Here is a 22,481-nt window from a genome sequence, read left to right as displayed (position 1 = left end):
GTTTCCCAGCTTGCTTGAATTTTGGGCAAATATTGTTAATATTCTATCACAATTTGACTGTTTTTTTTCGTCACTAATACGCCTCTGTTGGGGGCTTGCATAAAGATAGTTTGGGTGGATTATGATCCCGGTTATTTATTCAGAAGAATTTTTGCAACACTTGACAGGCCGTTTTCATCCAGAACGCCCCGACCGGCTGCGAGCGATTGTTCACGCGCTTGAAACTGCTCCCTGGGCAAATGAAATTGACTGGCGCGAACCTACACCGGTTGCTGTGAGGCCGGTGACGTCTTTGCTGGAGAAAATTCACGCCCCAGACTACATTCGTTTGGTTAAGGAAATAGCCGACAATGGCGGCGGCCATATCGACCCAGATACTCCTGTTTCTCCTCGCAGTTATGAGGTGGCTTTATTGGCTGTTAGTGCTTGGTTAGATGGGGTAGATCGGGTATTGCAAACCGGCGATCCGGCTTTTGTTTTTGTGCGTCCCCCCGGACATCATGCTGAATACGCAACGGGGATGGGTTTTTGTTTATTTTCTAATGCAGCAATTGCCGCTCATTATGCTTTAGAAAAAGGGGGAATAAAACGGGTAGGAATTTTGGATTGGGATGTGCATCATGGCAATGGCACTCAAGCTTTGGTGCAGGGAAATTCGGCCATTGCTTTTTGTTCTTTGCACCAGTCCCCCGCCTACCCCGGCACCGGCAGTGCGGCGGAACATGGCCCCTATAACAATGTCTTAAATGTGCCGGTTTTGCCGGGGAGTACAATTGAGGAATACAGCCAAGCTTTTGAAGAAAAAGTAATTCCTTTTTTCCAGAATTTTCAGCCCGATTTATTATTGGTTAGTGCCGGTTATGATGCAAATTCGGCTGATCCTCTGGCCGGTGTTGAATTGCAACCACAAGATTTTGGAGTTTTTACCGATTATTGTTTGCAATTAACTCGCCAGATTGTATTTGGCCTAGAAGGCGGCTATGACTTGGAAGCTTTGGCCCAGTCTGTTGTTGCCACCGTTGAACGTTGTTTATAATAAAAAGCTGCCTTTTTTTACCTCCTCTTGATAAAAAATTGAGCCTTTCGTAGGCCGTTGCTCTGCCCACCGGCAAACCACCCGCAGCCCTAAAAAACTTTAATATTTTTTTTACTTTTTTCTCGATTATTTGGGGAAAATTCCAGGTTGAGAGCCTGTACATTTGTTATGCTTTGCTGCTATAAAACAATTGCCAGGGATTCGTGTGTGGATTACAGACAGTAAATAGTCTATTCCGCTGCGATATCCTTTCAAACCAAAGCAACACAGGAAAAAATCATGGGAAGATATGATGCAATTTTTGCGGTAGAAGAAGAACTCGACACCGAGTTTACTCCAGAAGAAGCCGTCCTTGCCATTGGAACTGTTGCACTTTTTGCAGACGGACAGCCAACCGATGAAGAAAATGCAATACTCACCGATGTAGTGAACAACTACGGGCTTTTTGATGAATATGCTGCCGAAGATATCCAGGCGGTGTTGGATAAGATTATTGCCATTATCAATCAACAAGGACTTGGGGTTTTGTTTAACACTGCTGTCAATAGTCTTTCCGAAGATATGGTCGAAAGTGCGTTTGAGGTAGCGGCGGCGGTTGTTTTATCGGATGAGGTAGTGGACGAGTCTGAAGACAGTTTTTTAGGTGCTTTGGCGGAAGCTTTGGAGTTAGACGAAGAAGCCGCCCAAGATATTATTGATGCTTTGCTCGAAGAAGTAGAGGAAGAAGAGGAAGTTTAAGCGGAATTTTCGCATTTTTAAACTTCAGCAGAACGCGCTTAGATCATGTCTTAATTTATTCTTGTTTTCCCCAATTTCCAGTCAGACATCAAGATTTCCCAATCCCGAATTACCTATCACTAGGAGGAAACGATAATGGGTTTATTTGATAAAGTTTTGGGTGTTCAAAGTAAAGCGAATGAAATGCTGAGTCCAGCGGAAGCGTTTGCGGCGATTACGTTAGCGGCTATTGCTTCCGATGGATATCTTTCGGATGAGGAAGCGCGGGGGATGTCTTTTACTCTGTCGCGGATGAAGTTGTTTCGGAGTTATTCGGATGATGTGATGCGGCGAATGTTTGATAAACTGCTGAATATTTTAAAGCGGGAAGGGGTGGGTGCTTTGTTTAATGCGGCAAAGTCTTCGCTTCCTGAAGATTTACACGCGACTGCTTTTGCTGTTTCTTGTGATTTGGTTTTGGCGGATGGTGTGGTGACGGAGGAGGAGCAAGATTTTTTGTCGCAATTGCATCAGGCGTTGAATATTCCAGAAGAGAAGGCGGTTCAAATTGTGGATGTGATGATGATTAAGAATAAGGGTTAAATTGCTTCTTAGAAACCGGTTTTCTTCTTAGATATCTCGTTGAGATTTTTAAGTTTTTGAGAGAAAGCCGGTTTTTTTGCGGGGGGTTGAGAAGAAGTTTCTGCCTAGATATCTAGCGGCTATCTCTGTGTGTTTTTTCGCCAAATTTAAAGGGTTACAGAGGTTTAATTAATATTATTATCTTCGTTTTTGAGGTCTAGGTTTTCGATGCAGAGTGTGGAAGGGATGGGTATAGTTATGTGTACAAATGCGTCTATTTTTATATGATTGTTTTCGCAATATACATTAGTTATATTTATCGAGCTATTTTCTGGCAAGTTATTTTTAAGGTTTCGTTTAGAAGAAGGCTCGGATTTATAGCCGGCTTCGTTGAGCCATTCCGTTATATTTCGCCAGTTATCGATTTTATCACTATTTTTGCAAACTAGATTTTTGACATATTTATACAAAGTGGCGCACAGATCGGTTTCAACGCCTCTGGGGGTTTTTTTGAGTCTTTCGGCAATTTCCAGGGGGCTATGGCCGCAGAGGAGTCCGCGCAGGTGTAGTTTTTCGGTTGGGGTGAGGCGTTTTCCTTTGGCGGAGGCGAGGTCGGTATAGAGGGTGTCTAAGTCCCATTCTTCGGCAGCTTGGGAGAATTCTTCGTCTGTGCGTGCCATAGTTGGTTTCTGAAAATTACTGACAAAAGTCTAACACAACTCCTGATATATGTCAGGTTTTAGTTGAGGTTGGTTAGGGTATTATCAGTATAAGTTAGAGGGAAAGAGCGGTTGGGTTTATGGACAATGCCTTTGTGGGTGTGTCAATAGAGCCGGTGCCGGTTCTTTGCTGGGGTTCATTTGTGTAGGTGTCGCGTTATGCTTTGTAAACTTTTGTAAAAAAACTTCTCTTTTTGCATAAAAGCGAGGGCGATCACCCGATAGAGAAATAGAAACTAGCAAGCAGATTGAAGATGCAATTCTCTTATGGAATTCTTTGAAATTAGCGGCGAACAAGAAAGTCGCTACGGAAGGCACTATCTAATTGACTGGTGGGATCAAGCAAAACTCAAAACTGCTAGGGTGCTAGTTGCTGGGGCCGGTGCTTTAGGCAACGAAGTCCTGAAAAATCTCGCACTCCTGGGAGTCGGGCATATCACGGTTATTGACTTTGATACTGTCTCGATTACCAATCTCACTCGCTCAGTTTTATTTCGGGAATCTGATGCTAGGTTGCAGTTGTCGAAAGTCGAGGTAGCCCGTCAGCGTCTCCTTGAAATTAACCCACAACTTTCCATCGAAGCTATTCATGGCGATTTGGAATTTGACCTGGGTGTTGGCGATGTTCGTGAACATGACATCATTATTGGTTGCTTGGATAGCATCAATGCTCGGTGGGTAATTAACCAGCTTGCATATCGGGCGGGCATTCCCTGGATCAATGGTGGCATTGGCATAGCCGAAGGAGAAGTTAGTTTTTTTGATCCCAAAACTGAGGCTGCTTGTTATGAGTGCAGCATTTCTCCGCCAATGTGGGAACGCAGAAACCAGCGATATTCTTGTCAGGGAGTGAAACGAAATATTCCTGATGCTGCAATGCCGACAACAGCAACAATTACCTCAATCACAGGCGCCATGCAAGTTCACCAAGCACTCCTCTACTTGCATGGTAAAACAGATTTACTTGAAGCGGGGGAAAAAATCTTTCTAGGCTTAAGTCCTTGGACAGCTTTTAAAGTAAAAATTCAGCGTCAAGAGGATTGTCTAGCACACGACTTATTAATTGAACCAACGATCAGCTTCAAACACGATCCGAATTTGGAGGTGAAAGAAATTCTTAAACAGCTAGAGACATCAGGATTTTTGTCTCCTGTTGTTTGGTTACGCAATGAGACTATTGGTCAGATGAAATGTCAGAATTGCGGCTATGAGGAAAAGGTAAATACTCCTTTACGCCAATACCCAGAATCCCAATTAGCTTGCCCCAAGTGTAGTTATGAGCAAAGGGATTTTGAAGTTATTAGAAATCTGAACCTAGACAATTCCTGTACAAATATTTTAGGAGATTTATGTCTAGCGAAGAACGAGATACTACATTGCGAGACCGCCAAAGGTCAAATAGCAATCCAATTTTGCCAAATATAGTAGGAGTAAATATGGCTTCTGTAGTTGTACGCATGGCTGATGGAACTCGTAAAGCAGCCGTTAATTTACCTGGTAATCTCACAATCGGACAACTTTTGCAAACCACACAGCAAAAGTGGAATCTTCCTTCTAATGCTAATTATGCTGTCCGCTTAGATCGGACTGGTGAACAGTTAGATCCTTCCGCCACATTGGATTCAGTGGGAGTTGAGGAAAATGATGTTTTATCAGTTTTACCAATTTTGGAGGCCGGTCAAAAATGAAGGTTAGAGAAAAACGACTTCAAAATGATTTTAAGGCATTATCTGAACTGGTGGATAATGCCGGTGGTACGCTGGCGATTATTTCAAAAAGCGGTAATCCGCCTTATCAATACGTCATCGAATATCGATGCCGAGGAATAGAGAGATTGCAGGGAAATGATCCTGTATTTCGCACGACTCACCAGGTAGAAATTTCGCTGGGAAGCAATTATCCGAAACAAAAGCCTGATGCTAAATTTCTGACTCCCATCTTTCATCCTAATGTCTGGCCAAAGCTAGATATTTGCCTTGGTAACTCTTGGACAATGGCCGAGACACTGCCAGAACTTGTTATCAGAATTGGCAAAATTATTCAGTATGCCTATGACATAACTAACTTAAACAGTCCAGCGAATGCAGTAGCAAAAAATTGGGCTGAACAGAATAGGCGGCGTTTTCCAGTTGATACTCAAACATTCAAATCACAAATTGAGTGGGAGGACAAACGAGTTAACATTTCATTCCAAGATTTTTAGGAGGATAATCATGTCACCAGAACTACCAAATTTTGACAGAGGGAATAACCCTGGAAACCGAAGTAATTCAGATTCGGAAGACCAAAACCAAATTGTCTGGGTAGACAGTGAGGATGTATATAAGCCAATTCCCAAGAAACTCAGCGAATTTACAGCAGCGCGAGGTATTCAAGAAGCACCGGTCACGCCTGTATATGTGAAAGCGGAAGCTCTCGATAGCTTAAAAGCGCATCTAGCATCTAATTTAAGAGTTGAACAAGGAGGCATTCTTTTTGGTAATGCCTACGAAGACCCATTTCTTGGGATATACGTTGAAATTATAGCAGCAGTAGCAGCACCGGCAACAATAGGGACAGGCGCACACTTAGAATTTACACCTGATTCTTGGTTGGGAATTATGGATTATGCGCGGTCTGAACATCCAGATGAAAATATTGTTGGCTGGTATCATTCCCATCCAAATATGGCTGTATTCATGTCAGGAACAGATATGAGAACACAGCAATCATTTTTCTATCATCCCTGGTGTTTATCGATAGTTCACGATCCTGTAAGTGAGGCTATTGGCTACTTTTTGGGTGAAAGTGCTAAGCGAGTTAAACCAGTTATATTCGGGGGAGTTAACAGGGGTTACTCTACAGAACCTATGATTGAGCCGCGAGGAAATCAAGAAAATGTTCAGCAAATAGAAAATGCCAGCATACAAACAGAAGGCTCCCTTGCTGCAATCAGCAGACAACACAATAATAGATCCAGAAGGTCAAGAAAGTTTTTATATTTCCGATTATTTTTGCTGTTTTTGGTGTCGCTGCTGGCGCTTTTTCTCATCGTGTTGAAGCCCGAATTATTAAATAGCATAATTAGTCAATCAACTTCTAATCCGTCTCCTACAGCTAATCAGCCACCTTTACCTTTCAAAGCCTCGCTAGAAAGTATGCCTGCCATGGTATTTAGATACCTTGAAAATGATAAAATTGATAAACTTTTCCTTCGCTTTCCAGTTATTGAAAAGGCTGGGAAGGAAATTGGAAGAGGAGAAGAAGTAACTTTGCTGGTTATCTCAAAAGAAGGAACAGAAGAAACAGAAAATATTAATTTAGAGGTAAAGCAATTGACACCTAAAGAAGTTGGTGAAATTGACAACAAAAAAGTTATTGATTTTCTTAAGGCTAAAATTGCATCTTTTGAAAAACGTTCTGATTTAGGTGATTTAAAATCTTTATCCTTGCCGCTTAAAATCGGGGAATTAGGCGTGATGATTCCTCTGTTTAGCTTTAAGGTTTCTAACAGTGAAATTTCAGGCAGTCCTGATAAAGCACCAAAGTCCACAATTAAGACAGATGACGTGATTTATTTCCCGATTAAGCTTACATACCAAGATGCCAGGCAACAAGAAAAGGAAGTTGCACTTAAGGATATCCTAAAATAAGATGACTCACAATGGAATTTATTATAATATTTCTTCTTCTTCTCGGCGCTTTTGTCCAGTTGGTAGTTGCTTTTGGTGAGTTTATTGGATCGCTCATTAATCAGAAGGGAAATAGCGCTCAAGGCTGTCTAGGCTTCTTCAAGTGGCTATTCATTTTTGTTGGTTTTTTCAATGCAGAATGGTGGCTATTTGCATTTATTGCTTTTATATTAGAGTCCATTGCTAACAATTTCCAGCCTTCTACAACTACTACTCCTAGTCCTGATCCATCTCCCCCCATACCTGACGATCTGGATAATATTCTGATGGATTTAAGTAATGGAGAAATAAAAGACCCTGTAACGCAAGAGATATTTCATCCTGGGGAAAAAGTGTATTTGTGTCATGTTCACCGGCTCGCTTACCATGACGATAGCTGGCAAGAAATGGAATGTAAATGTATGGTGTGTGGAAATTCTGCACACACCAAACTTTATGTATTGCCGCATCCAGTTAATATTAATTTAGATATTGCTAAAAGATTAAAAATTGAATTTAGAGACATTGAATAGTTAGAAAATACAATTATGGGCTGGATAGTTTTAATAGCATTTGGAATAATAACTGCTATGGCAGCACAGGTTTACATTAAAAATAACCCTTCTCTACCTTCGTCAAACAGAAGCTTTTTAAGAAATCCATTTTCTCCACTTCCAGATAGATCAAGTTCCCAGACAATAGTAAAGCAAATTGAATGGGTTGATATAAATATATCTTCAGAAGTCAATCAAAATGGATGGAGAGACATAGACATACCTTTAGAGGTTAGTCAAATTGAATGGGTAGATATTGATCTCAATATCCCTCCTATTGCTAGGGATGATCCACTGATAGATGATAATTTCTTAAACGTAGATTTACCCGACGATTTGGATAACATATTAAGGAGTATAATAGGAACCAGAGACCTTTACACCCAAGAAATATTTAACCCAGGAGAAAGGGTCTACTTGTGCCGTCGCCATAGACTTGCCTACCACGAAGATAGCTGGAGAGAATTAGGATGCCAATGTTCCGTATGCGGGAGTAATCAACATACAGGATCTTACAATCTACCTGTCAGTTTAAATTAAATTTGTAAGTAGCAAGTATAAGTTAGTAGGCTAGTGGATTTATGGCTTTATGACTTCAATTTCCCGATGTAAAAAATTAAGTAATTTCAAGTAAATCTCAGCGAGGATAGGATGAATATCTTATACGGTATTGAGCCAGATTTATGTATTTCTAACCCTGATATCTTAGTTAAGGCAACTAAAGACGTACTTTTACCGAAGTATTTTTATAGCCAAATTTGCCATCTGAAACAAGGCAATTTTCAGTTAGCTACAGAAGCGGCGCACCAAATAATTAATTCCTTTAAAAAACAAGAAAATTCAGACATTATAATCTTTAATACAATTTGTGGGGGAACCGTATATTTTCATAACGAATCCGAATTTTTAGACACCGATCAGATAGTGCCTCCGGGTTTTGATATGAGAAACCTTTTAGATCGTTATCTACTAAGCTTTTTAAAAGTAGCTGAATTGCTGAAATCTGAAGTCATCTTTATTGCCTCATCTTCAGAAGTCATCCGTAAATGCCTTACCTTAAAGTTTGAGTTAATAAGTGTAGAAGAATTTTTAATCAATGGAAATTCTTGGTTACACCCACAAATGATACTGGATATCCTAGTCAAACTTGACCCAATGGCAAGCATCCAATGGCAGGAAGATGTCGAAGACGCAGTAAAAGAGCAAGATAGCATTCGCTGGATAGATATGACTTCCCGCTAAAATTTTAAGCCAAAAAGCTTATAGTTTTATACGGATTTTTCTTTATACTCATATCTGTTTTCTTTAAACCTATACCACCACCTTCATTCTGTACAACTAACTCCCAATCACCGGCCCCATCCCTATCTAAAATTTCCTTAATTTATAATCAAAAAAACTCATAACTAAGCTCAAACAAACCGGCATCCCCATAAATTAAAATAACAACCCAGGCCACCCAATCAACTCCTAAAAAATTGTATAGCTTTTAACAAAAACTCTTTTATTTACGCTTTTTTCTTACCAATTTTATCCCCCCATCACCCCAACAGTTCTTTAACCTCCCCCACCTCAACAATCTTCTTTATACACATTTTGATCAACTTGTCAAGATATTTTGACGGTTCTGCCAAAAGATATACTCCCCAACATCTTCCCCAAAACTCAGCCCCACCGAAAAAGCACAAATATCAAGCTTTTTCAGCCATCTTTGCAGCCCAGCAAAAAAAAATTAAAAAAAAATTAAAAATCGTATCTATCTCAGGATAGAGGAGCCTACACCTTTGGGTATAATCAGCAAAACAGCGAGACGGACTCCCACAGCCGTAAAACGCTCCTCCACAAAAACATCAATGTCAAATATGAACCAGTTTGAGCTAGAAAACGCAAGCAAAAAAATGACGCTGGCGATTAGAACCCGCAACCCTCAGATCAGCACAGACATTTTAGCTGCCCTACAAACCCTTTATAGCCTCGAAGAAGTTGCCGGTGTAATGCTCGTTACCGTTGAGCGCTTGCTCTTTTGGTCAGATAGCGAAGCCGTTGTGTGGACTGTCCGCAACGTGATTCCACCCCAATTAATGTCCGAAATTCAAAGAATAACCTCCGTTGCTGTCTATCAACGCTTGATTGGTAAAGGCTTAATTCCCGGTCAAGACTTTAGCGTAGACGGACACGGCAAACTTTTATTAAACGACCGCGCTAAAACAGCAGTTTTGGCTCACTAATTAACATTAATATACCCAAATATCAACCCGGTTCTTCCCAAAAATCGGGTTTTTATGTTGACTTTATCTCGCCCTATAACAAACTAATAAGTTTCCTTTCTAATCACCGACATCCACCTATTTAACCCAACTTTTTCAAAGTTACAAATTTTTTATGAGCCAACTACAAATCAAAAAATGTCTAATATTATTAAGCAAATCCCTCTGCCTGTTTGTGGCTTGCCGCCTGCTTTTGAGGAAAACCTCATGGACGCCACAGCCAAAAATCCTTTAACCTAGAATTAACCGGCCAAAGGCTTGAGGACAAGTATTATTTGAACTTAAGTTACATTATTAACCCAGCCTCTATTCACCACAGACAAACAATGGCAAAATACATTTGGATAAACCAGTTTTACCCAGCAGACAAACCGGCTCTGATTCAATATTCATCGCTCCTCAGAATGCCGGTCTAAAACTCAGTCTTGGCCGGTTCACCCTCGATCAAAGGCCACAAACCCTAGATTTCAAGGAGTCCCCCAAAAACAGCCCCTCCATCAAAGCAAAACAAAATCCTAGACAAAATTGCCTAAAAGCCCGATTATACTGGTGAAAAAGAACAAGCAGCCTCTCAAAGAGATTTCTGAGCATCAGGCGCATCGGATCTGCTAAAAATTAAGGTTGGGCCAAACAAAGCCAGAAGGCCAAAACTTGCACCAGCCAGACGTTAACCTCTAATTTACTCGGACACTAACAGTGAACATAGCAATCATCACCGGCTCAGGCGGCCTAATTGGTTCAGAAGCCACCGCATTTTTTGCAAAAGTTGGCTTTCAAGTCATCGGTATCGATAACGATATGCGCGGCTATTTCTTCGGCAAAGAAGCCTCTACCCTTTGGAACCGGCAACGCCTCCAAGAAACCCTAGGTGAAAACTACACCGACCTTTCCATCGATATTCGAGACTACGAAGCCATCAGCCAAGTATTTAACCAATACGGCAGCGACATAAAATTAGTCATCCACACCGCAGCCCAACCCTCCCACGACTGGGCAGCCCGCGAACCCCACACCGATTTTAGTGTCAACGCCAACGGCACATTAAATATGCTGGAAGCGACCCGAAATTTCGCTCCCGAAGCCGTTTTTATCTTCACATCCACTAACAAAGTGTATGGCGACACCCCCAACCGGCTGCCCCTTATCGAACAAGAAACCCGCTGGGAAATTGACAGAAACCATACCTACAATGGCGGCATCCGAGAAGATATGTCCATTGACCAAACCCTCCATAGTTTATTTGGAGCCTCCAAAGTAGCCGCCGATGTATTAGTTCAAGAATACGGCGGATATTTTGGCATGAAAACCGCTTGTTTTCGTGGCGGCTGCTTAACCGGCCCCACACACTCCGGCGCAGAATTGCACGGATTTTTAGCCTATTTAATGAAATGCACAGTCACCGGAAAACCCTATAAAGTTTTTGGTTACAACGGCAAACAAGTCCGTGATAATATTCATAGCTCTGACCTAATTCAGATGTTTTATGAATTTTATAAAGCCCCACGTTCTGGGGAAGTTTATAACAGCGGCGGAGGCCGGCACAGTAATTGCTCAATGCTCGAAGCCATCCAAATTTGCGAAGAAATTAGCGGCAACAAACTCAACTGGACTTATGTAGAGCAAAACCGCATCGGCGATCACATTTGGTGGATCAGCGACAACGGCAAATTCAGCAGTCATTATCCTAATTGGAAAATGAAATATAACGTCCAGCAAATTTTACAAGAAATTTATGGATTTAACCAGGAACGCTGGAAAGAAGAGCCCGTCTAAAAACTATGGCTAGATAGATCGAAGCCAGCTAACCAACTGTTCAGGGTAAAATAAATAAAAATTCCCTCGAAGAGATGAGGCAAAATATCTAAAACTTAACCAAAAACCTAAGAGGTACTCCCAATGATTGATCAGGGTAAAAAAAATCTCCTGGGCGTTTGGGTAAACGCTTTAGATTACGATGTGGCTGTCAGTAAAATCATTAACGCCGCCCGCGAAAGCAAACCCTGCGGCGTTTCTGCCCTTGCAGTTCACGGCGTAATGACCGGCGTACTCGACGAAACCCATCGTTACCGCCTCAATCAATTTCACTTGATTTTACCCGACGGTCAACCCGTCCGCTGGGCTTTAAATTTGCTGTATAAAACTCATTTACCCGACCGAGTTTGTGGCCCCACAACAATGTTATTGGTGTGCGAAAAAGCCGCAGAAGAAGGGTTGCCAATTTATCTTTATGGCAGCAAAATAGAAGTCCTGAAAACCCTAGCCGATAACCTTTGCCAGCGCTACCCAAAACTCAAAATAGCCGGATTTCAACCCTCAAAATTTCGCCAAGTTACCCCCGAAGAAAAAGCCGAAATTATCCAACAAATTCGCAGTAGCGGTGCAGCAATTACCTTTGTCGGTTTAGGGTGTCCCAGACAAGAAGTTTGGGTTTATGAACACATGGATAGTTTATCTATGCCCCTGTTAGCTGTAGGCGCAGCCTTTGATTTTTGGGCCGGCAACTTGCCGAAAGCACCAGAATTTTTATCACAGTTGGGATTAGAGTGGCTTTACCGGCTATTGCAAGAACCCACGCGCCTCTGGAAACGCTACGTTTTCCTTAACCCGCTTTATATGTGGCTATTTCTTTTACAAGCATTAAAAATCAAAAAATTTGAACCTTTAGAAGCCACTCCTCCCAGTCAAGAAATGCGTTATGGTTAACTCACTCTCCCCCCCAACCAGCGACAAATCTGCTATTTTTAAGTCCTTGTTTTTGCCAAGACAAAAAAGCTTGCTTAATCAAAAACAAAAGAAGTAGCCTCGACAAAAGCTTGCGCTGCGGTTTGGGGAGTGCTGCGCGAAATAATTTGCTGTGAACGTTCTCCCATAGAAGCAATCAATTCAGGGTCATCTAAAAGCCGCTGCATAGTTTCTGCTAAAGCTTGCGGATCACGAGGATCAAAAATATAACCATTTTTTCCTTCTTCAATTAACTCACAGCAAGCCGCACCTTTTGAACACAAAATTGGCAAACCAAACACCATTGCCTCCGGTGCCACCATCCCCCACACATCCTCATAAGTTGGGAAAACAAACACATCAGCCTGCGAAAAATAAGCCCCCAACCGGCCATATTCCACCCAGCCGGCCCAAGTAACTTGATCTTCAAAATCATTTTCTTTAATAAACGCTTCCAACTCCTGCCGCTGATCACCTTCTCCTACTAACAACAAATTATAATTCTTGTATCCTTTCTCGTTTAAAATTGCACAAGCTTGTAAAAGCGTAGTAATGCCTTTTCGAGAAGTAATCCGCCCCACATAGAGAAAAATTGGATGATTTAATGCTAAATTAATCGGTTCAGAACTTTCTAATCTTCCCAGCAAAGCTTGAGCATCTGGAACTAAATAAATGCGGGTAAAAATTTTATCGGGTGGCACAGAAAGCGCTTCTTGCAGATAAGCAGTACCGGCTTTACTGTTGGAAACAAACGCACAAGCAAACCGCGATAAAATCCGCCGCACAAAAGTACGAAAAACCGAATCGCGGAAATCCGCATTGGGAGAACTGCCATCATAAATAATAATTAGTTTCCACCGGCCTATCGGCATAAAAAGCACCGCCAAAAGCGTCCACAACGAATAAGCTTGCGCGAAAATTAAATCAGGTTTAAACGAAAGCAAATAACCAACAATACTGGGAGAAAGAATAAAAACTCCCCGATCATAACCATCTTTAATTTTTGTCGTTTCCAGATACTTAGTTTTGCCCACAAGTTGAATTACATCACAACCAGGAAGCGAAGGATCAAAACCAGGCCAAACCAGGCCGGTGTAAAAGACAGTATTCTTAAACACTTTGGTAAATTCTCTTAAAACCGGCTGCCAATAAGCACCTAATTCAACCGCCGGCACAAGCCAAGCAATCCGTAAATCCTTGTTCATTATTTACCTTTTTACCTCAATTTTATGGGTTTAGTTATCAGTAGATGCCAATCCCTTTATAACTCAAGCCGGCAAACCAAACAGACCGGCCTGTTTTTAAGCATTTTTCCCCTTAAGCCGGCCCATCAAAGAAATCCACAACACCCGCCGGTAGGGAATCAGCCAGAAAAATGGCCAAAACGGGCCGCTGTGTCGCTGCGCCAAAACTTTCCACTCTTGCATAGGTTGCAAAGTCCCATCTTCCAAAGTTAAACCTTTAGGCTGCTCGATTTTTTGCAGTTCTCGTTGCAGTTGTGCTTCGGTTTTTTGGGCCGGTTTTGGGTTGGCCGAACAAGTCCCCAAATATCCAGGGGCAATCCAAACCCCAAAACCCTCTTTATTAGCGCGTAAACCGTAATCCCAATCTCCAGCATAATGCACAAAAGCCGGGTCAAGATTGCCGATTTTTTGGACAATTTCACGCGGAATTAGCACACAATTACCACAGATTGTCAGACAAGGCTGAGGGTCATTTGTTGGCATCAAAGGGTCTAAATTCAGCGGACGCCACCAACGCCGGCGAATCATGCCACCATAGGTTAACTGGCCGGTTTGGGGATCACGGGTAGAAGCAGCCACCAAAACTGCTTTTTCCGTCTCAGCCGTTAGCCGGTGCGAAGTTTCCAAAAGCGTTTTCAGGGCGTGAGGATCAAGAATCGTGTCATCATTAAGCCACAGATAATAGTCAGGATCAGCTTGCATAGCTGTTTCAAAAGCCAGCCGCATTCCCCCACCCCAATAGAGGCTACCGTCACCAGAAATAATTTTTACCTGCGGATAGCTTTGCTGGACGGCTTCGCTTGTACCATCGGTACTGCCGTCATCCACCAAATAAACACCCACTTCTGTTGCTGGTGGCATTTCTTGGTTAAACAGTGCCTCCAGCGATGCTAAAGTTTTTTCCTTGCGGTTAAAACAAGTTAAGAGTGCTGCGATTGTTTTGTGTTCCATCGGCCCTTCAGATAATGCCATAGCGTGACGCTTGCCTAAAATATTTTCAGTCTACTTTGTGTTAAAAGCAAATGTGGTGGGAGTTTAACTTGAGGCATTGTTGGGAACAATAAGTCCAGTTACCCGCGATCCGTAGTTTTATTGAGTTTGTTTTCAGCCAATGCTCGCACAATCTTTAAAAAAATAAGAGTCTGGCACAGCCTTGGCATAACTTTACAATAAAATTATTACCTGCTTAACAGTCGAATCGGCTCCACAGTCTCCCAAAATCCCCCCCAGCGGTAAATATCTAAAGTTTAGTCTAGTCACTTTATCCCCCACTCAAAAAACGGGCCTTGATTAGCCCGTTAACTTTTTTATCCTTCCTGTATCCCGCAAACTTCGGATACGAGCGCTCGGAATAGATGCCGGCACGCAATACTCGCAAGATTTGAACGAATCAATCCAATTGGCACGCCGTTTGATTTCTTAAAATCGTAAATTTCCCCTAAATGCTGGCAGATTGGTTTGATGACAGGATTGCCGTCTAAATCTGTTGTCCTAATCAACCGGCTACCCTGTGGCCTATTTTTAACCGGCTCAATTTTTATAAAAATCCACTGCCAAAAAGCCTTTCTACAAAGGCTGCTACCATGAATGATGCTACGTTCTTCTTTATCTCCAGAAGCTTTCTCACTGGGTGATTCTCCCATCGCTTTTTGAAATCTCCTCAGTGAGAGGTGCTTTTTAGTTTTCTTCCCAGAGCGCCGGCCTTTACGCTCGACAACTTCGGGCTTGCCATCTTTCAAAAAATTTTCGATGGGGAAGGCAACCGACAAAATAATGGGTTGAGTCTTTTTAGGGAACGCAAAACTGTCCAGCACTTTTGAATAAGGTTTAAAGCGAGGGTCTGTCCGGTAGAGATAAGCCATCTCTTTCTCAATTGCAGCCATCTCTCGCTCTAGGTCACAGAGGCGCGCCGCGTCTAATCGCGATGATTCAGTTAAACCGGCACCTATGGTTTCTTGATAAAGCCGGTCGTATCGCGGTACTATTTTCTCCCCAGCAATCCACCCCCAAAGCGGCGGGCTTAAATCCGCATTTTCCTTTTTACTTTCAGAGCGCCGCACTCGTTTTAATGCCACTTCTGGAAACTGCCATGCTAAATCTTGACGTAGCCGGTTGACAATTGGCGACTGTACGCGGTTCAAGTGTTCGAGCCGGTTTATCATTGCCTTTAAAACTGCGATGATTCCATCACGAAACCCGACAAACCTGTATTTATGGTTGTCGTAGAAGCTGCAATAATGAGCCAAGCAGAAAGCATCTGTATCATCGTTTTTATCTTCAAACCTCAGCATTTTCCGATGAGATTTCAAGTCTTTATGATTAATCATTTTGACTTCATAGCGCTTTCCTAACTGCTCAATCCAAACGCGAGCATAATTCATGCCAGTTGGCTCTAACCCAACGACTATATCCCCATCTCCGATGAAGTTTAAAAGCCCGCTTAATCCTTCTGGATTAGCTTTAAACTCAGGAAACTCTAACTCATAAAATAATTGTCGAGGTTCAGTTTTGAGGTTATCGCTGTGAAGTTTACACGCAACAACCGAAGCCTTGCAAACGTCAAGGCCGATAAAAATCTTAGTCATGTTTGGCGGGTGTTAAGGTGAACAGTTGAAACAAAAACAGCCTACAAATCACCCAGAGGCCGGTGAGCCTGATTTAGTCTTAAGTGCCGTTTTTGTGTTTTTTGAAAACTCTTGAAAAGAACTAGCCTACAAAGAAAAAGAACGCCTTTACAGCTTGCTTTGTGGTTAAGTGCCGGTTTTTTTCTTGAATTTTTGCAGAATGATTTGGACTCATCCCGCGACACCGTAAAGAGGTGTTTCACCGGCCCGAATCCAAGGCCGGCTCATCAGGCGGGTTAATTAATAGTCATTATCATCGCAATAATAATCGGGGTAGTGATCATCATCATCATCATCATCATCATCGCTGTCGCATTCGATATATGATGGGTGTTCTTCGTATCTGTCGGGTATGAGTAGGGCTGGAAACCACCCCTCTTGTATTGCCTCGCAATAGTCACTGTGATGGCCATAAAAATAAACTATTAGGCAGTTTCGGTTATCAAAGAAAAAAGGTAATGTAACAGGCCACATATAACCGGCTGCTATTAATTCCTCTCTGTGATAAAACTGGCTAAAATTACGAACAATTAAAGCTGTTTCAAGGAAATAAAAAGGTAGAGTGCATTGATTTCTCGTTGCAGCAATGTTTAAACACTCGGATTGATTCGGGCATTCAAGAAAATGAAAGCCCGTCATCAATTCACAGCTTACTAACTGCGGGCATTCTTTAAAGACAACCATTTTTTAATTTTGTCCTCACTTAATTAAAATCAGCCCAATTTATTTTACCGTCTGAGTTTTTCACCATAAATCCCAGATAGCGGTCAATAAAAGAGATGATTTCTGTTTGGGTGTATCTGTTCAATATTTCCCCAACTTCCAACCGCAACCCATTTAAGTAGCTGGGGGAGATATGGGGGTTATCCTTTCTAATCAAGCAAACTAACATCAATGAAGTAACAAAACCTTTGAAGATGTTTTGATTTTCTTCTTCATGGCGGGCTTCAATTGTTTGAATGATTGGGAAAAATTTGGCTTCTCTGAAAATTTTACGGTTTTTCGGTAGCCGCAAATATTCACAAAAATCATGTAAATATTGTTCTGGACATTGCAAGACGGGAAGACATTTAGCGCCATCTTGATTAGCATCTTTTACAGCCTGCAATACAGGCTCTAGCATCATGTCAAAAATGAATTCTTGTGTTTTGGGTAGCATTGGTTTGTCCTGTTAAGTTGCTGGAATTATCGGGCCGGTGGTTTTATTAAACTGCTCGGTTACTGTGTGGGGTTGCTCGTTTTGGAGGTTAACAAAGTCCGCGTACCAATTGGCATCCTTTTTGCTGACTAAACCCTCACCCTCACAAAGCTTGCAGTCGTCATCTTCTCCTTCACCAGTTCCGCCACACTGGGGACAATCCACCATTTCCTCGTCGGGATTATCCTCAGATTCATAATGAAACTCTAAGTTTCTGATTGCCTCCTCAATTAACTCGCTCACCGGCTTACCAAGTTTTTTGGCTAATTGCTCCAAACGTTCAACACTACGGGCTGAGATTTTGACAGATTTTTTGTCAACCGGCTCTGGTTCACCATTAACTACCTCATTAATCATGGTGGCTGTGATCACGCCTTTTGAGTTGCGGTTGTTTGATTTGTCGGCACGGTCAAGAACCTCTTGCCATTTGGTTGTGAGTTCATCTCCTGTGAGGTTAGTTAGGGGCCGGCATTGTGCCTCGTTGGTGGGGAGCCGGTCAAAGCCGGCAATGATAAGTTCTAACGTGGTTTTCGCTGCTTTAATCAACCTCACGCAATAGGTTGAGGTTTTGTTTAGGTGTTTGGTGCAATACTCTTTGAAGCTTTTAATGCCGGCTAGTTTATAGAGACATTTGCGGGCCACGCGTGACAATAGCACGCCTACTTTAACGTGAGCCATAAGCCCGTCTTTGATTTCGGAGTCATAATACTCGAATGTTTCTAAATGTGGGCTTTCATCTTCCATGCAGTCCAACATAGAACCAGCAAAAGATTGCCAGTAATCACGATTAGTATCGGTACAAACCTGGTACAAATCTGCAACCAAGTCCTCTACTTCATCAAAAAGAGAGGCATCCTCTCGTTGATGACGAGAAAAGTTATATAAAAAATCATCAATGCAATCTGTTTTCATGTCATTAACTCGTATTTTCTAAGGTGTTCCATCAATTGCTCTTTCGACATCGTGTTACGCATTATTTCAGCGCTTTTAACACATTGCGAGAGGATTTCTTTAGGGTCTTTGTGAGAAACTTTTGCCAATATTTCGGCTAAAAGTGTCGATACTAAGTAGGCTAGTGTTGCACCGTTTATAAGTTCTGTTGTTGGTGTCCTGTGGTTATCAAGAAATACCAAGGGAATGCACTTTTGAGAGAGAATCTCATCCGACATTTCCTCTACCGCAGTAAGGAAAGATTCTAGTAATGCCGGTTCTGTAACAAAAGCCGGTGCTTTATTGTCTCGTTGTGTTGCAAGGGTTTCTCTGATGATTCCCTTACAATAATTTATTTTTTCCGCGTCATTCACTGTAAGTGCCTCCCAATCGGTAAACCATACTTTTCGCAATAGTCAACAACCTCTGAGGTTGTCATGCTAGAAAGCATTTCCTCAGCGGATTGAGCAAACCTATTGATAATCGTTTTAGGTTCGGAACGGGTCATTTTTGCCACTGTTTCGGCTAACAAAGTTAAGGTGAAAAACAGTTGAGTAGCACCCCTTGCCGAATCGTCCTCAACAATGATTAGCGGTATTACTTGACGAGTTTTGAACTCTTCCATCATTTCTTGAGCGGCTATACTAAAGCAGCTTACCAAGTCGGATGGCATAGAAAAAACGGGAATCTGATTGTCAGGGGTTTGTGCAAGTATTTTTTTTATCATTTCTTTGCACTTGATAATTTTTTCGTTGTCATTCATTAGAAAGGGTTCTCCTCTGTATTTGAAGGTTCCGCAAGTTTCGTATTTACCAGCTTGTCTACTGTTTTTCTCAAGTCAAGAGCGCAAAGTACGGGGTTGTCTCTCTCGTCTATTTCTGCGGTCATTTCAAGAGTAAGCGGACAGAATTGTTTAAGCTGGATTGTTTGTTTGACTGTGATTGTTTTGATTTGCATGATCAGTCTTTGGGGAATTTTCTGTCGTAGCCTGGTAACTTAAAGGTGAAATAGATAAGAGAAAAACCCTCTTCTTTTCGTGACGGGCTAATGCTAGGCCCATCAATTTTTAAGAAGGGTTTAGAGCAAGCCCTTAACATCCCTTCAAAGATAGTGGCAATTGTTGCCGCGTAAGGAGTAGCAACAACAAGACGCATTTTTAATTCCCACGCTTTCGGGTTATCTAAGTCTGCTTGTTTCGCCAAATTCCAACCTGTCTCAGGGTTCCATTCGTAACCGGCTTCTGTCAGCTTAAGGTAAAGCTCTTGATGTGATTTTGGCTTGATTTTTAGGCTTTTGGCCGTTTTGCACGCTGCTATATATTTTGCTGTTTGTCTCATGGCTGTTACATTGCAAAAAGGGTGAGTTGTCCATAGTGTTTCGAGCGTTTTGATGTTGCCGCTGGTTTTGGTGCCGGTGCCGGTTTTGGTGCTGGTGATGGTGCTGGTGCTGGTGGTATCAATGATTGTCGGAGATAAAGAACGGCATCTAAATTGAGCCAACAACTATTCAAGAAATCAATTAACTCTGACTCTTTACAGGTGTCTAAACTGCCATTGCTCCAAACAAAATTTCTTACGTTATCACAGAGAAACTGTCGGATGTTGTCTACAACTGGATCGGTTAGGTCATCGGTGGATACGTTGCCGTTGGTAGCTACGTTACACATCCCAAAAATTGCTTCACTTAAGACTTTCTTGGGTAGGAATGTTGCTGCTTTTTTTCCAGCAAGGGTGATGTAGGAAATCACCGGCACCCCGTTCTTTGTGAGGGTGATGTTGTAAATTTCCTTAATTCGTAAGTTCTGCCGGTTCAAATAATTGATGAATTCTTGCCGGCATTTTTCGGCTTTTTCAGCACGGGGATTTTCTTCTACCGGCTCTGGTTTTTTCACCGGCGCCACATAGACCACAGGCTCGTCACCGGGCTCGCAGTCTTCCCAGTCATAACTACTAAATTGTCTGGTTTGGTAGGCGGTGGTGTTAAACAGTGTGGGCGCTGTTTCGGTTGTTTGTTTACGTCTTGGCATGGCATCCTCTAGTGGTTTATTGAGAGGGAAACCGGCACAAAAGCAGATGCACGAGGGTGTGCGGTGCCGGTGGAAACATTGTTAAAAGTCAATCGGATTTGTACGGGCAACGAGCTTTAAGCCATAAGCATTAACCTCCTAAGTTGATGGGTCTTATTTCACGAAAACGGCAATCCTTAAAATAAGGCGGTGCCGGTGGAAGTCACAGACAAGTCAGAGACAAGTCAGAGACAAGTCAGAGACAAGTCAAGCGGTAAAAACTCAATGCTCGCTATTGAGTACCCCAGTTGTAGGGGTGTCACCGGCCCACATACCAGATTTAGTGGTAGCCCCGCAGTTTGGCGGGGGAGGTAGGGGCGGTTGCCGGTTCTTACCTGTATTTAGTTTATGGTTTTTTGCAGTAAATGTCAATATAGAACCATGAAAAATTTTGATTAACCAGGCATTTCGATATAAATAGATGTAAATATGTCTGAAAGAGAGCAGTTGAGTTCAGCACAAATACTCATAATCAACTGCATATCGACGGTTTCGACGCGACCATCTTCTATCTGTTGGAGATATTGATGGCTACATTGAACCCCTTTAGCTTCTAACTGCTCAGCAAATTTCCTTCTTGAAGTCTTACCCCTTAAGGATTTTAGCTTTTGGCCAAAATCCCTATCCCAAAAGATTCTAGCCACAATCTCTACAGGTATCATTGTGTATTGTAATTTTTTATGGTTCTGTGCTGACATTTTATCCCTGATTTATTAGACTGTGCAATAAGTTTACTTTCACCGGCCCTATTTTTCGGTTGCGGGATAGGGCCGTAATGCAGCAACCAATAACTACACTCTCGCCGGCATCTTGCACCCTCGGTGCCGGTTTCCTTCAAAGCTAAAACTATGGATTTAAAGGAAATGTCCGCTGATCAAAAAGCAGCGCTTGCCGCTGAATTAGACAGGAGACTTTTTATTGCGGCACACACTCTGGCCGGAATACTTACTTACGGTCACTGGGACGCTGAAACGGTTGCAAAGCAGGCGATTGAATATGCAGATGGCTTGATTAAGTGTGCGGATGACTTGATATCTACCGTTCCCAAAGACTAACGGGATTTCTTCCCTCAAAATCCCAAGAGTGCATTTTTACCATCGGCCCTATTTTTCGACTGCGGGGTAGGGCAATAGAGAAAGCAGTCAATAACCTTTCCTCTCTGCCGGTGCCTTTCATGCAGGTGCCGGTTTCCTTAGAACCCATGAAAAAACAGGTAATGCAAGAGTTGCGGCAATGCTTCAAAGGAGCCTTACCGATCCACCAAAAGGAAGCCAACCGGCTTTACAAACAGTACGGCCCCAAAACTGCCTTGAATTATTTACGGGTAGCCGGCAACGTCCCACCGGCGCCAAAACGCCCACAGGCAAAGCGAAAAAACCCAGCCATAAGAAAACCCCAACAAATCGAGTGTCCGCACTGTAAGCACCCGTTCTCGTTGGGTGTGGGTGGTGGGCACTGTACGGGGGGCCGGTATCGCACCTATAAATGCGAGTCATGTCTAAGATGTCATCGGATTTTTCTCGATTAATCCCTAAAACATCGCAACACAAAATGACCCTCTCAGGAAGACCGTTTTTAAGTAGTCAGCAAAAGGTGAAATATGGTAGAAACACACAAAGGCTGGAAATACTATTTCAAACCCATCTATGAATCAGCGGAAAACAGATCGGGTTCAGAAAGTTTAGAGAACGCTCAAATCGGGTGGACGATAACTTTTCTCACCCCTCGCGAGGAGGTTCATACAATGAAAATTTTTCGTTGTTCGAGTGATGAAGCTAACGAAAGGGCAAAAGAGGCGATTGACGTTCTCGCGGGTGAGCTATGAAAAAAACCAAGACAGACCCACAACCTTTAAAGGATTGGCGTCATAACGAGAGATGCCTATGTAAAAACCGACGGGCGCGTTTTGGGAAATACACTCACAACGGTAAGCGCGCTTCTGTTACTGTTTGCGTGGCCGGTGAGTCTGGGGAAATTCTCAACTGGCAAAATCAAAATGTGGCGCTCACTGATTTAACCGAGTACCCGAATCCGATGCCGACCGGTTTTTGGTGGGATGAAAACGGCGTGCTTTGTTGGCCGGCCCCTAGTGAGAAATCACCGGCAGATGATTCTCTCAACCCCACCATCGGAGAGAATCAAAACTCACCGGCAGATGATTCTCTCAACCCCAC

The 22,481-nt window shown here is 42.5% G+C and carries 31 protein-coding genes; 17 read left to right on the top strand and 14 right to left on the bottom strand.

What is annotated here, in order from left to right:
- The first annotated feature begins 121 nt into the window (after positions 1–121).
- The 3 genes from NG798_RS23400 to NG798_RS23390 all read left to right on the top strand — a co-directional run bounded on the left by NG798_RS23400 (position 122) and on the right by NG798_RS23390 (position 2,356).
- On the top strand, positions 122–1,036 hold the full coding sequence (locus tag NG798_RS23400) for a histone deacetylase (RefSeq protein ID WP_261226132.1): 915 nt from the start codon (positions 122–124) through the stop codon (positions 1,034–1,036).
- A gap of 279 nt (positions 1,037–1,315) precedes the next feature.
- Complete coding sequence (locus NG798_RS23395) at positions 1,316–1,774, top strand: tellurite resistance TerB family protein (protein WP_261226131.1); 459 nt, start codon at positions 1,316–1,318, stop codon at positions 1,772–1,774.
- Between the two features lie 135 nt (positions 1,775–1,909).
- Complete coding sequence (locus tag NG798_RS23390; protein ID WP_261226130.1) at positions 1,910–2,356, top strand: tellurite resistance TerB family protein; 447 nt, start codon at positions 1,910–1,912, stop codon at positions 2,354–2,356.
- Positions 2,357–2,520: 164 nt separating this feature from the next.
- Here the strand turns inward: NG798_RS23390 and NG798_RS23385 are convergent, their stop codons facing one another.
- On the bottom strand, positions 2,521–3,015 hold the full coding sequence (locus tag NG798_RS23385) for a helix-turn-helix domain-containing protein (RefSeq protein ID WP_261226129.1): 495 nt from the start codon (positions 3,013–3,015) through the stop codon (positions 2,521–2,523).
- A gap of 306 nt (positions 3,016–3,321) precedes the next feature.
- Here NG798_RS23385 and NG798_RS23380 point away from each other — a divergent pair, with 306 nt between their 5' ends.
- The 10 genes from NG798_RS23380 (at position 3,322) to NG798_RS23335 (ending at position 12,228) form a co-directional block, all read left to right on the top strand.
- On the top strand, positions 3,322–4,479 hold the full coding sequence (locus tag NG798_RS23380) for a ThiF family adenylyltransferase (RefSeq protein WP_261226128.1): 1,158 nt from the start codon (positions 3,322–3,324) through the stop codon (positions 4,477–4,479).
- An 11-nt stretch (positions 4,480–4,490) separates the two neighbouring features.
- On the top strand, positions 4,491–4,742 hold the full coding sequence (locus NG798_RS23375; RefSeq protein ID WP_261226127.1) for a hypothetical protein: 252 nt from the start codon (positions 4,491–4,493) through the stop codon (positions 4,740–4,742).
- The gene (locus NG798_RS23370; RefSeq protein ID WP_261226126.1) at positions 4,739–5,257 is read left to right on the top strand and encodes a ubiquitin-conjugating enzyme E2; all 519 of its coding nucleotides are present in this window, start codon (positions 4,739–4,741) and stop codon (positions 5,255–5,257) included. The genes NG798_RS23375 and NG798_RS23370 overlap by 4 nt, the downstream gene beginning before the upstream one ends.
- A gap of 10 nt (positions 5,258–5,267) precedes the next feature.
- Entirely contained in the window at positions 5,268–6,686 is a 1,419-nt protein-coding gene (locus tag NG798_RS23365) for a Mov34/MPN/PAD-1 family protein (protein WP_261226125.1), read from the top strand.
- 11 nt (positions 6,687–6,697) lie between these two features.
- On the top strand, positions 6,698–7,237 hold the full coding sequence (locus NG798_RS23360; RefSeq protein ID WP_261226124.1) for a hypothetical protein: 540 nt from the start codon (positions 6,698–6,700) through the stop codon (positions 7,235–7,237).
- 15 nt (positions 7,238–7,252) lie between these two features.
- A complete protein-coding gene (locus tag NG798_RS23355; RefSeq protein WP_261226123.1) occupies positions 7,253–7,798 on the top strand; it encodes a hypothetical protein in 546 nt (181 codons plus the stop codon).
- A gap of 111 nt (positions 7,799–7,909) precedes the next feature.
- Complete coding sequence (locus tag NG798_RS23350; protein ID WP_261226122.1) at positions 7,910–8,500, top strand: hypothetical protein; 591 nt, start codon at positions 7,910–7,912, stop codon at positions 8,498–8,500.
- Between the two features lie 611 nt (positions 8,501–9,111).
- On the top strand, positions 9,112–9,486 hold the full coding sequence (locus tag NG798_RS23345; RefSeq protein ID WP_261226121.1) for a hypothetical protein: 375 nt from the start codon (positions 9,112–9,114) through the stop codon (positions 9,484–9,486).
- Positions 9,487–10,221: 735 nt separating this feature from the next.
- The gene (locus NG798_RS23340) at positions 10,222–11,298 is read left to right on the top strand and encodes an NAD-dependent epimerase/dehydratase family protein (RefSeq protein ID WP_261226120.1); all 1,077 of its coding nucleotides are present in this window, start codon (positions 10,222–10,224) and stop codon (positions 11,296–11,298) included.
- 123 nt (positions 11,299–11,421) lie between these two features.
- Positions 11,422–12,228 (top strand): WecB/TagA/CpsF family glycosyltransferase, encoded by an 807-nt coding sequence (locus NG798_RS23335; RefSeq protein WP_261226119.1) that lies wholly within the window; start codon positions 11,422–11,424, stop codon positions 12,226–12,228.
- A 74-nt stretch (positions 12,229–12,302) separates the two neighbouring features.
- On the opposite strand, the gene NG798_RS23330 is transcribed toward NG798_RS23335, so the two are convergent.
- The 12 genes from NG798_RS23330 to NG798_RS23275 form a co-directional block, all read right to left on the bottom strand.
- The gene (locus NG798_RS23330; RefSeq protein ID WP_261226118.1) at positions 12,303–13,451 is read right to left on the bottom strand and encodes a glycosyltransferase family 4 protein; all 1,149 of its coding nucleotides are present in this window, start codon (positions 13,449–13,451) and stop codon (positions 12,303–12,305) included.
- 96 nt (positions 13,452–13,547) lie between these two features.
- Complete coding sequence (locus tag NG798_RS23325; protein WP_261226117.1) at positions 13,548–14,462, bottom strand: glycosyltransferase family 2 protein; 915 nt, start codon at positions 14,460–14,462, stop codon at positions 13,548–13,550.
- A gap of 335 nt (positions 14,463–14,797) precedes the next feature.
- Entirely contained in the window at positions 14,798–16,075 is a 1,278-nt protein-coding gene (locus NG798_RS23320; protein ID WP_261226116.1) for a transposase, read from the bottom strand.
- 279 nt (positions 16,076–16,354) lie between these two features.
- Entirely contained in the window at positions 16,355–16,798 is a 444-nt protein-coding gene (locus tag NG798_RS23315; RefSeq protein ID WP_261226115.1) for a hypothetical protein, read from the bottom strand.
- A gap of 19 nt (positions 16,799–16,817) precedes the next feature.
- Positions 16,818–17,273: a hypothetical protein gene (locus NG798_RS23310; RefSeq protein ID WP_261226114.1), complete on the bottom strand. Its 456-nt coding sequence runs from the start codon at positions 17,271–17,273 to the stop codon at positions 16,818–16,820.
- 12 nt (positions 17,274–17,285) lie between these two features.
- Entirely contained in the window at positions 17,286–18,224 is a 939-nt protein-coding gene (locus NG798_RS23305; protein ID WP_261226113.1) for a ribbon-helix-helix protein, CopG family, read from the bottom strand.
- A complete protein-coding gene (locus NG798_RS23300; protein ID WP_261226112.1) occupies positions 18,221–18,616 on the bottom strand; it encodes a hypothetical protein in 396 nt (131 codons plus the stop codon). Before NG798_RS23300 ends, NG798_RS23305 begins: the two co-directional genes overlap by 4 nt.
- Entirely contained in the window at positions 18,613–19,005 is a 393-nt protein-coding gene (locus NG798_RS23295; RefSeq protein ID WP_261226111.1) for a hypothetical protein, read from the bottom strand. The genes NG798_RS23300 and NG798_RS23295 overlap by 4 nt, the downstream gene beginning before the upstream one ends.
- Positions 19,005–19,199, bottom strand: coding sequence for a hypothetical protein (locus tag NG798_RS23290; RefSeq protein WP_261226110.1), 195 nt, complete (start codon positions 19,197–19,199; stop codon positions 19,005–19,007). Before NG798_RS23290 ends, NG798_RS23295 begins: the two co-directional genes overlap by 1 nt.
- Before the next feature lie 2 nt (positions 19,200–19,201).
- On the bottom strand, positions 19,202–19,579 hold the full coding sequence (locus NG798_RS23285; protein WP_261226109.1) for a hypothetical protein: 378 nt from the start codon (positions 19,577–19,579) through the stop codon (positions 19,202–19,204).
- A 5-nt stretch (positions 19,580–19,584) separates the two neighbouring features.
- Positions 19,585–20,268 (bottom strand): hypothetical protein, encoded by a 684-nt coding sequence (locus tag NG798_RS23280; RefSeq protein WP_261226108.1) that lies wholly within the window; start codon positions 20,266–20,268, stop codon positions 19,585–19,587.
- Between the two features lie 434 nt (positions 20,269–20,702).
- Positions 20,703–21,005, bottom strand: coding sequence for a helix-turn-helix transcriptional regulator (locus NG798_RS23275; protein ID WP_261226107.1), 303 nt, complete (start codon positions 21,003–21,005; stop codon positions 20,703–20,705).
- Positions 21,006–21,155: 150 nt separating this feature from the next.
- Between NG798_RS23275 and NG798_RS23270 the strand changes: the two genes are divergently transcribed.
- Positions 21,156–21,362, top strand: a complete 207-nt coding sequence (locus NG798_RS23270) for a hypothetical protein (RefSeq protein ID WP_261226106.1) — start codon at positions 21,156–21,158, stop codon at positions 21,360–21,362.
- Here the strand turns inward: NG798_RS23270 and NG798_RS23265 are convergent.
- Positions 21,343–21,510, bottom strand: coding sequence for a hypothetical protein (locus NG798_RS23265; RefSeq protein ID WP_261226105.1), 168 nt, complete (start codon positions 21,508–21,510; stop codon positions 21,343–21,345). The genes NG798_RS23270 and NG798_RS23265 overlap by 20 nt on opposite strands.
- Between NG798_RS23265 and NG798_RS23260 the strand changes: the two genes are divergently transcribed.
- From NG798_RS23260 to NG798_RS23250, 3 genes are all read left to right on the top strand, one after another.
- Positions 21,509–21,835, top strand: coding sequence for a hypothetical protein (locus NG798_RS23260; RefSeq protein ID WP_261226104.1), 327 nt, complete (start codon positions 21,509–21,511; stop codon positions 21,833–21,835). The two genes, NG798_RS23265 and NG798_RS23260, sit on opposite strands and share 2 nt — an antisense overlap.
- Positions 21,836–21,907: 72 nt before the next feature.
- Positions 21,908–22,132 (top strand): hypothetical protein, encoded by a 225-nt coding sequence (locus NG798_RS23255; protein ID WP_261226103.1) that lies wholly within the window; start codon positions 21,908–21,910, stop codon positions 22,130–22,132.
- A partial coding sequence (locus tag NG798_RS23250) for a hypothetical protein (protein ID WP_261226102.1) occupies positions 22,129–22,481 on the top strand: 353 nt, incomplete at its 3' end. The genes NG798_RS23255 and NG798_RS23250, both read left to right, overlap by 4 nt.

Source organism: Ancylothrix sp. D3o, from assembly GCF_025370775.1.
Taxonomy (GTDB): Bacteria; Cyanobacteriota; Cyanobacteriia; order Cyanobacteriales; family Oscillatoriaceae; genus Ancylothrix.
The sequence above is the reverse complement of the archived record's forward strand: the minus strand, read 5'-3'. Positions and strand labels throughout refer to the sequence as shown.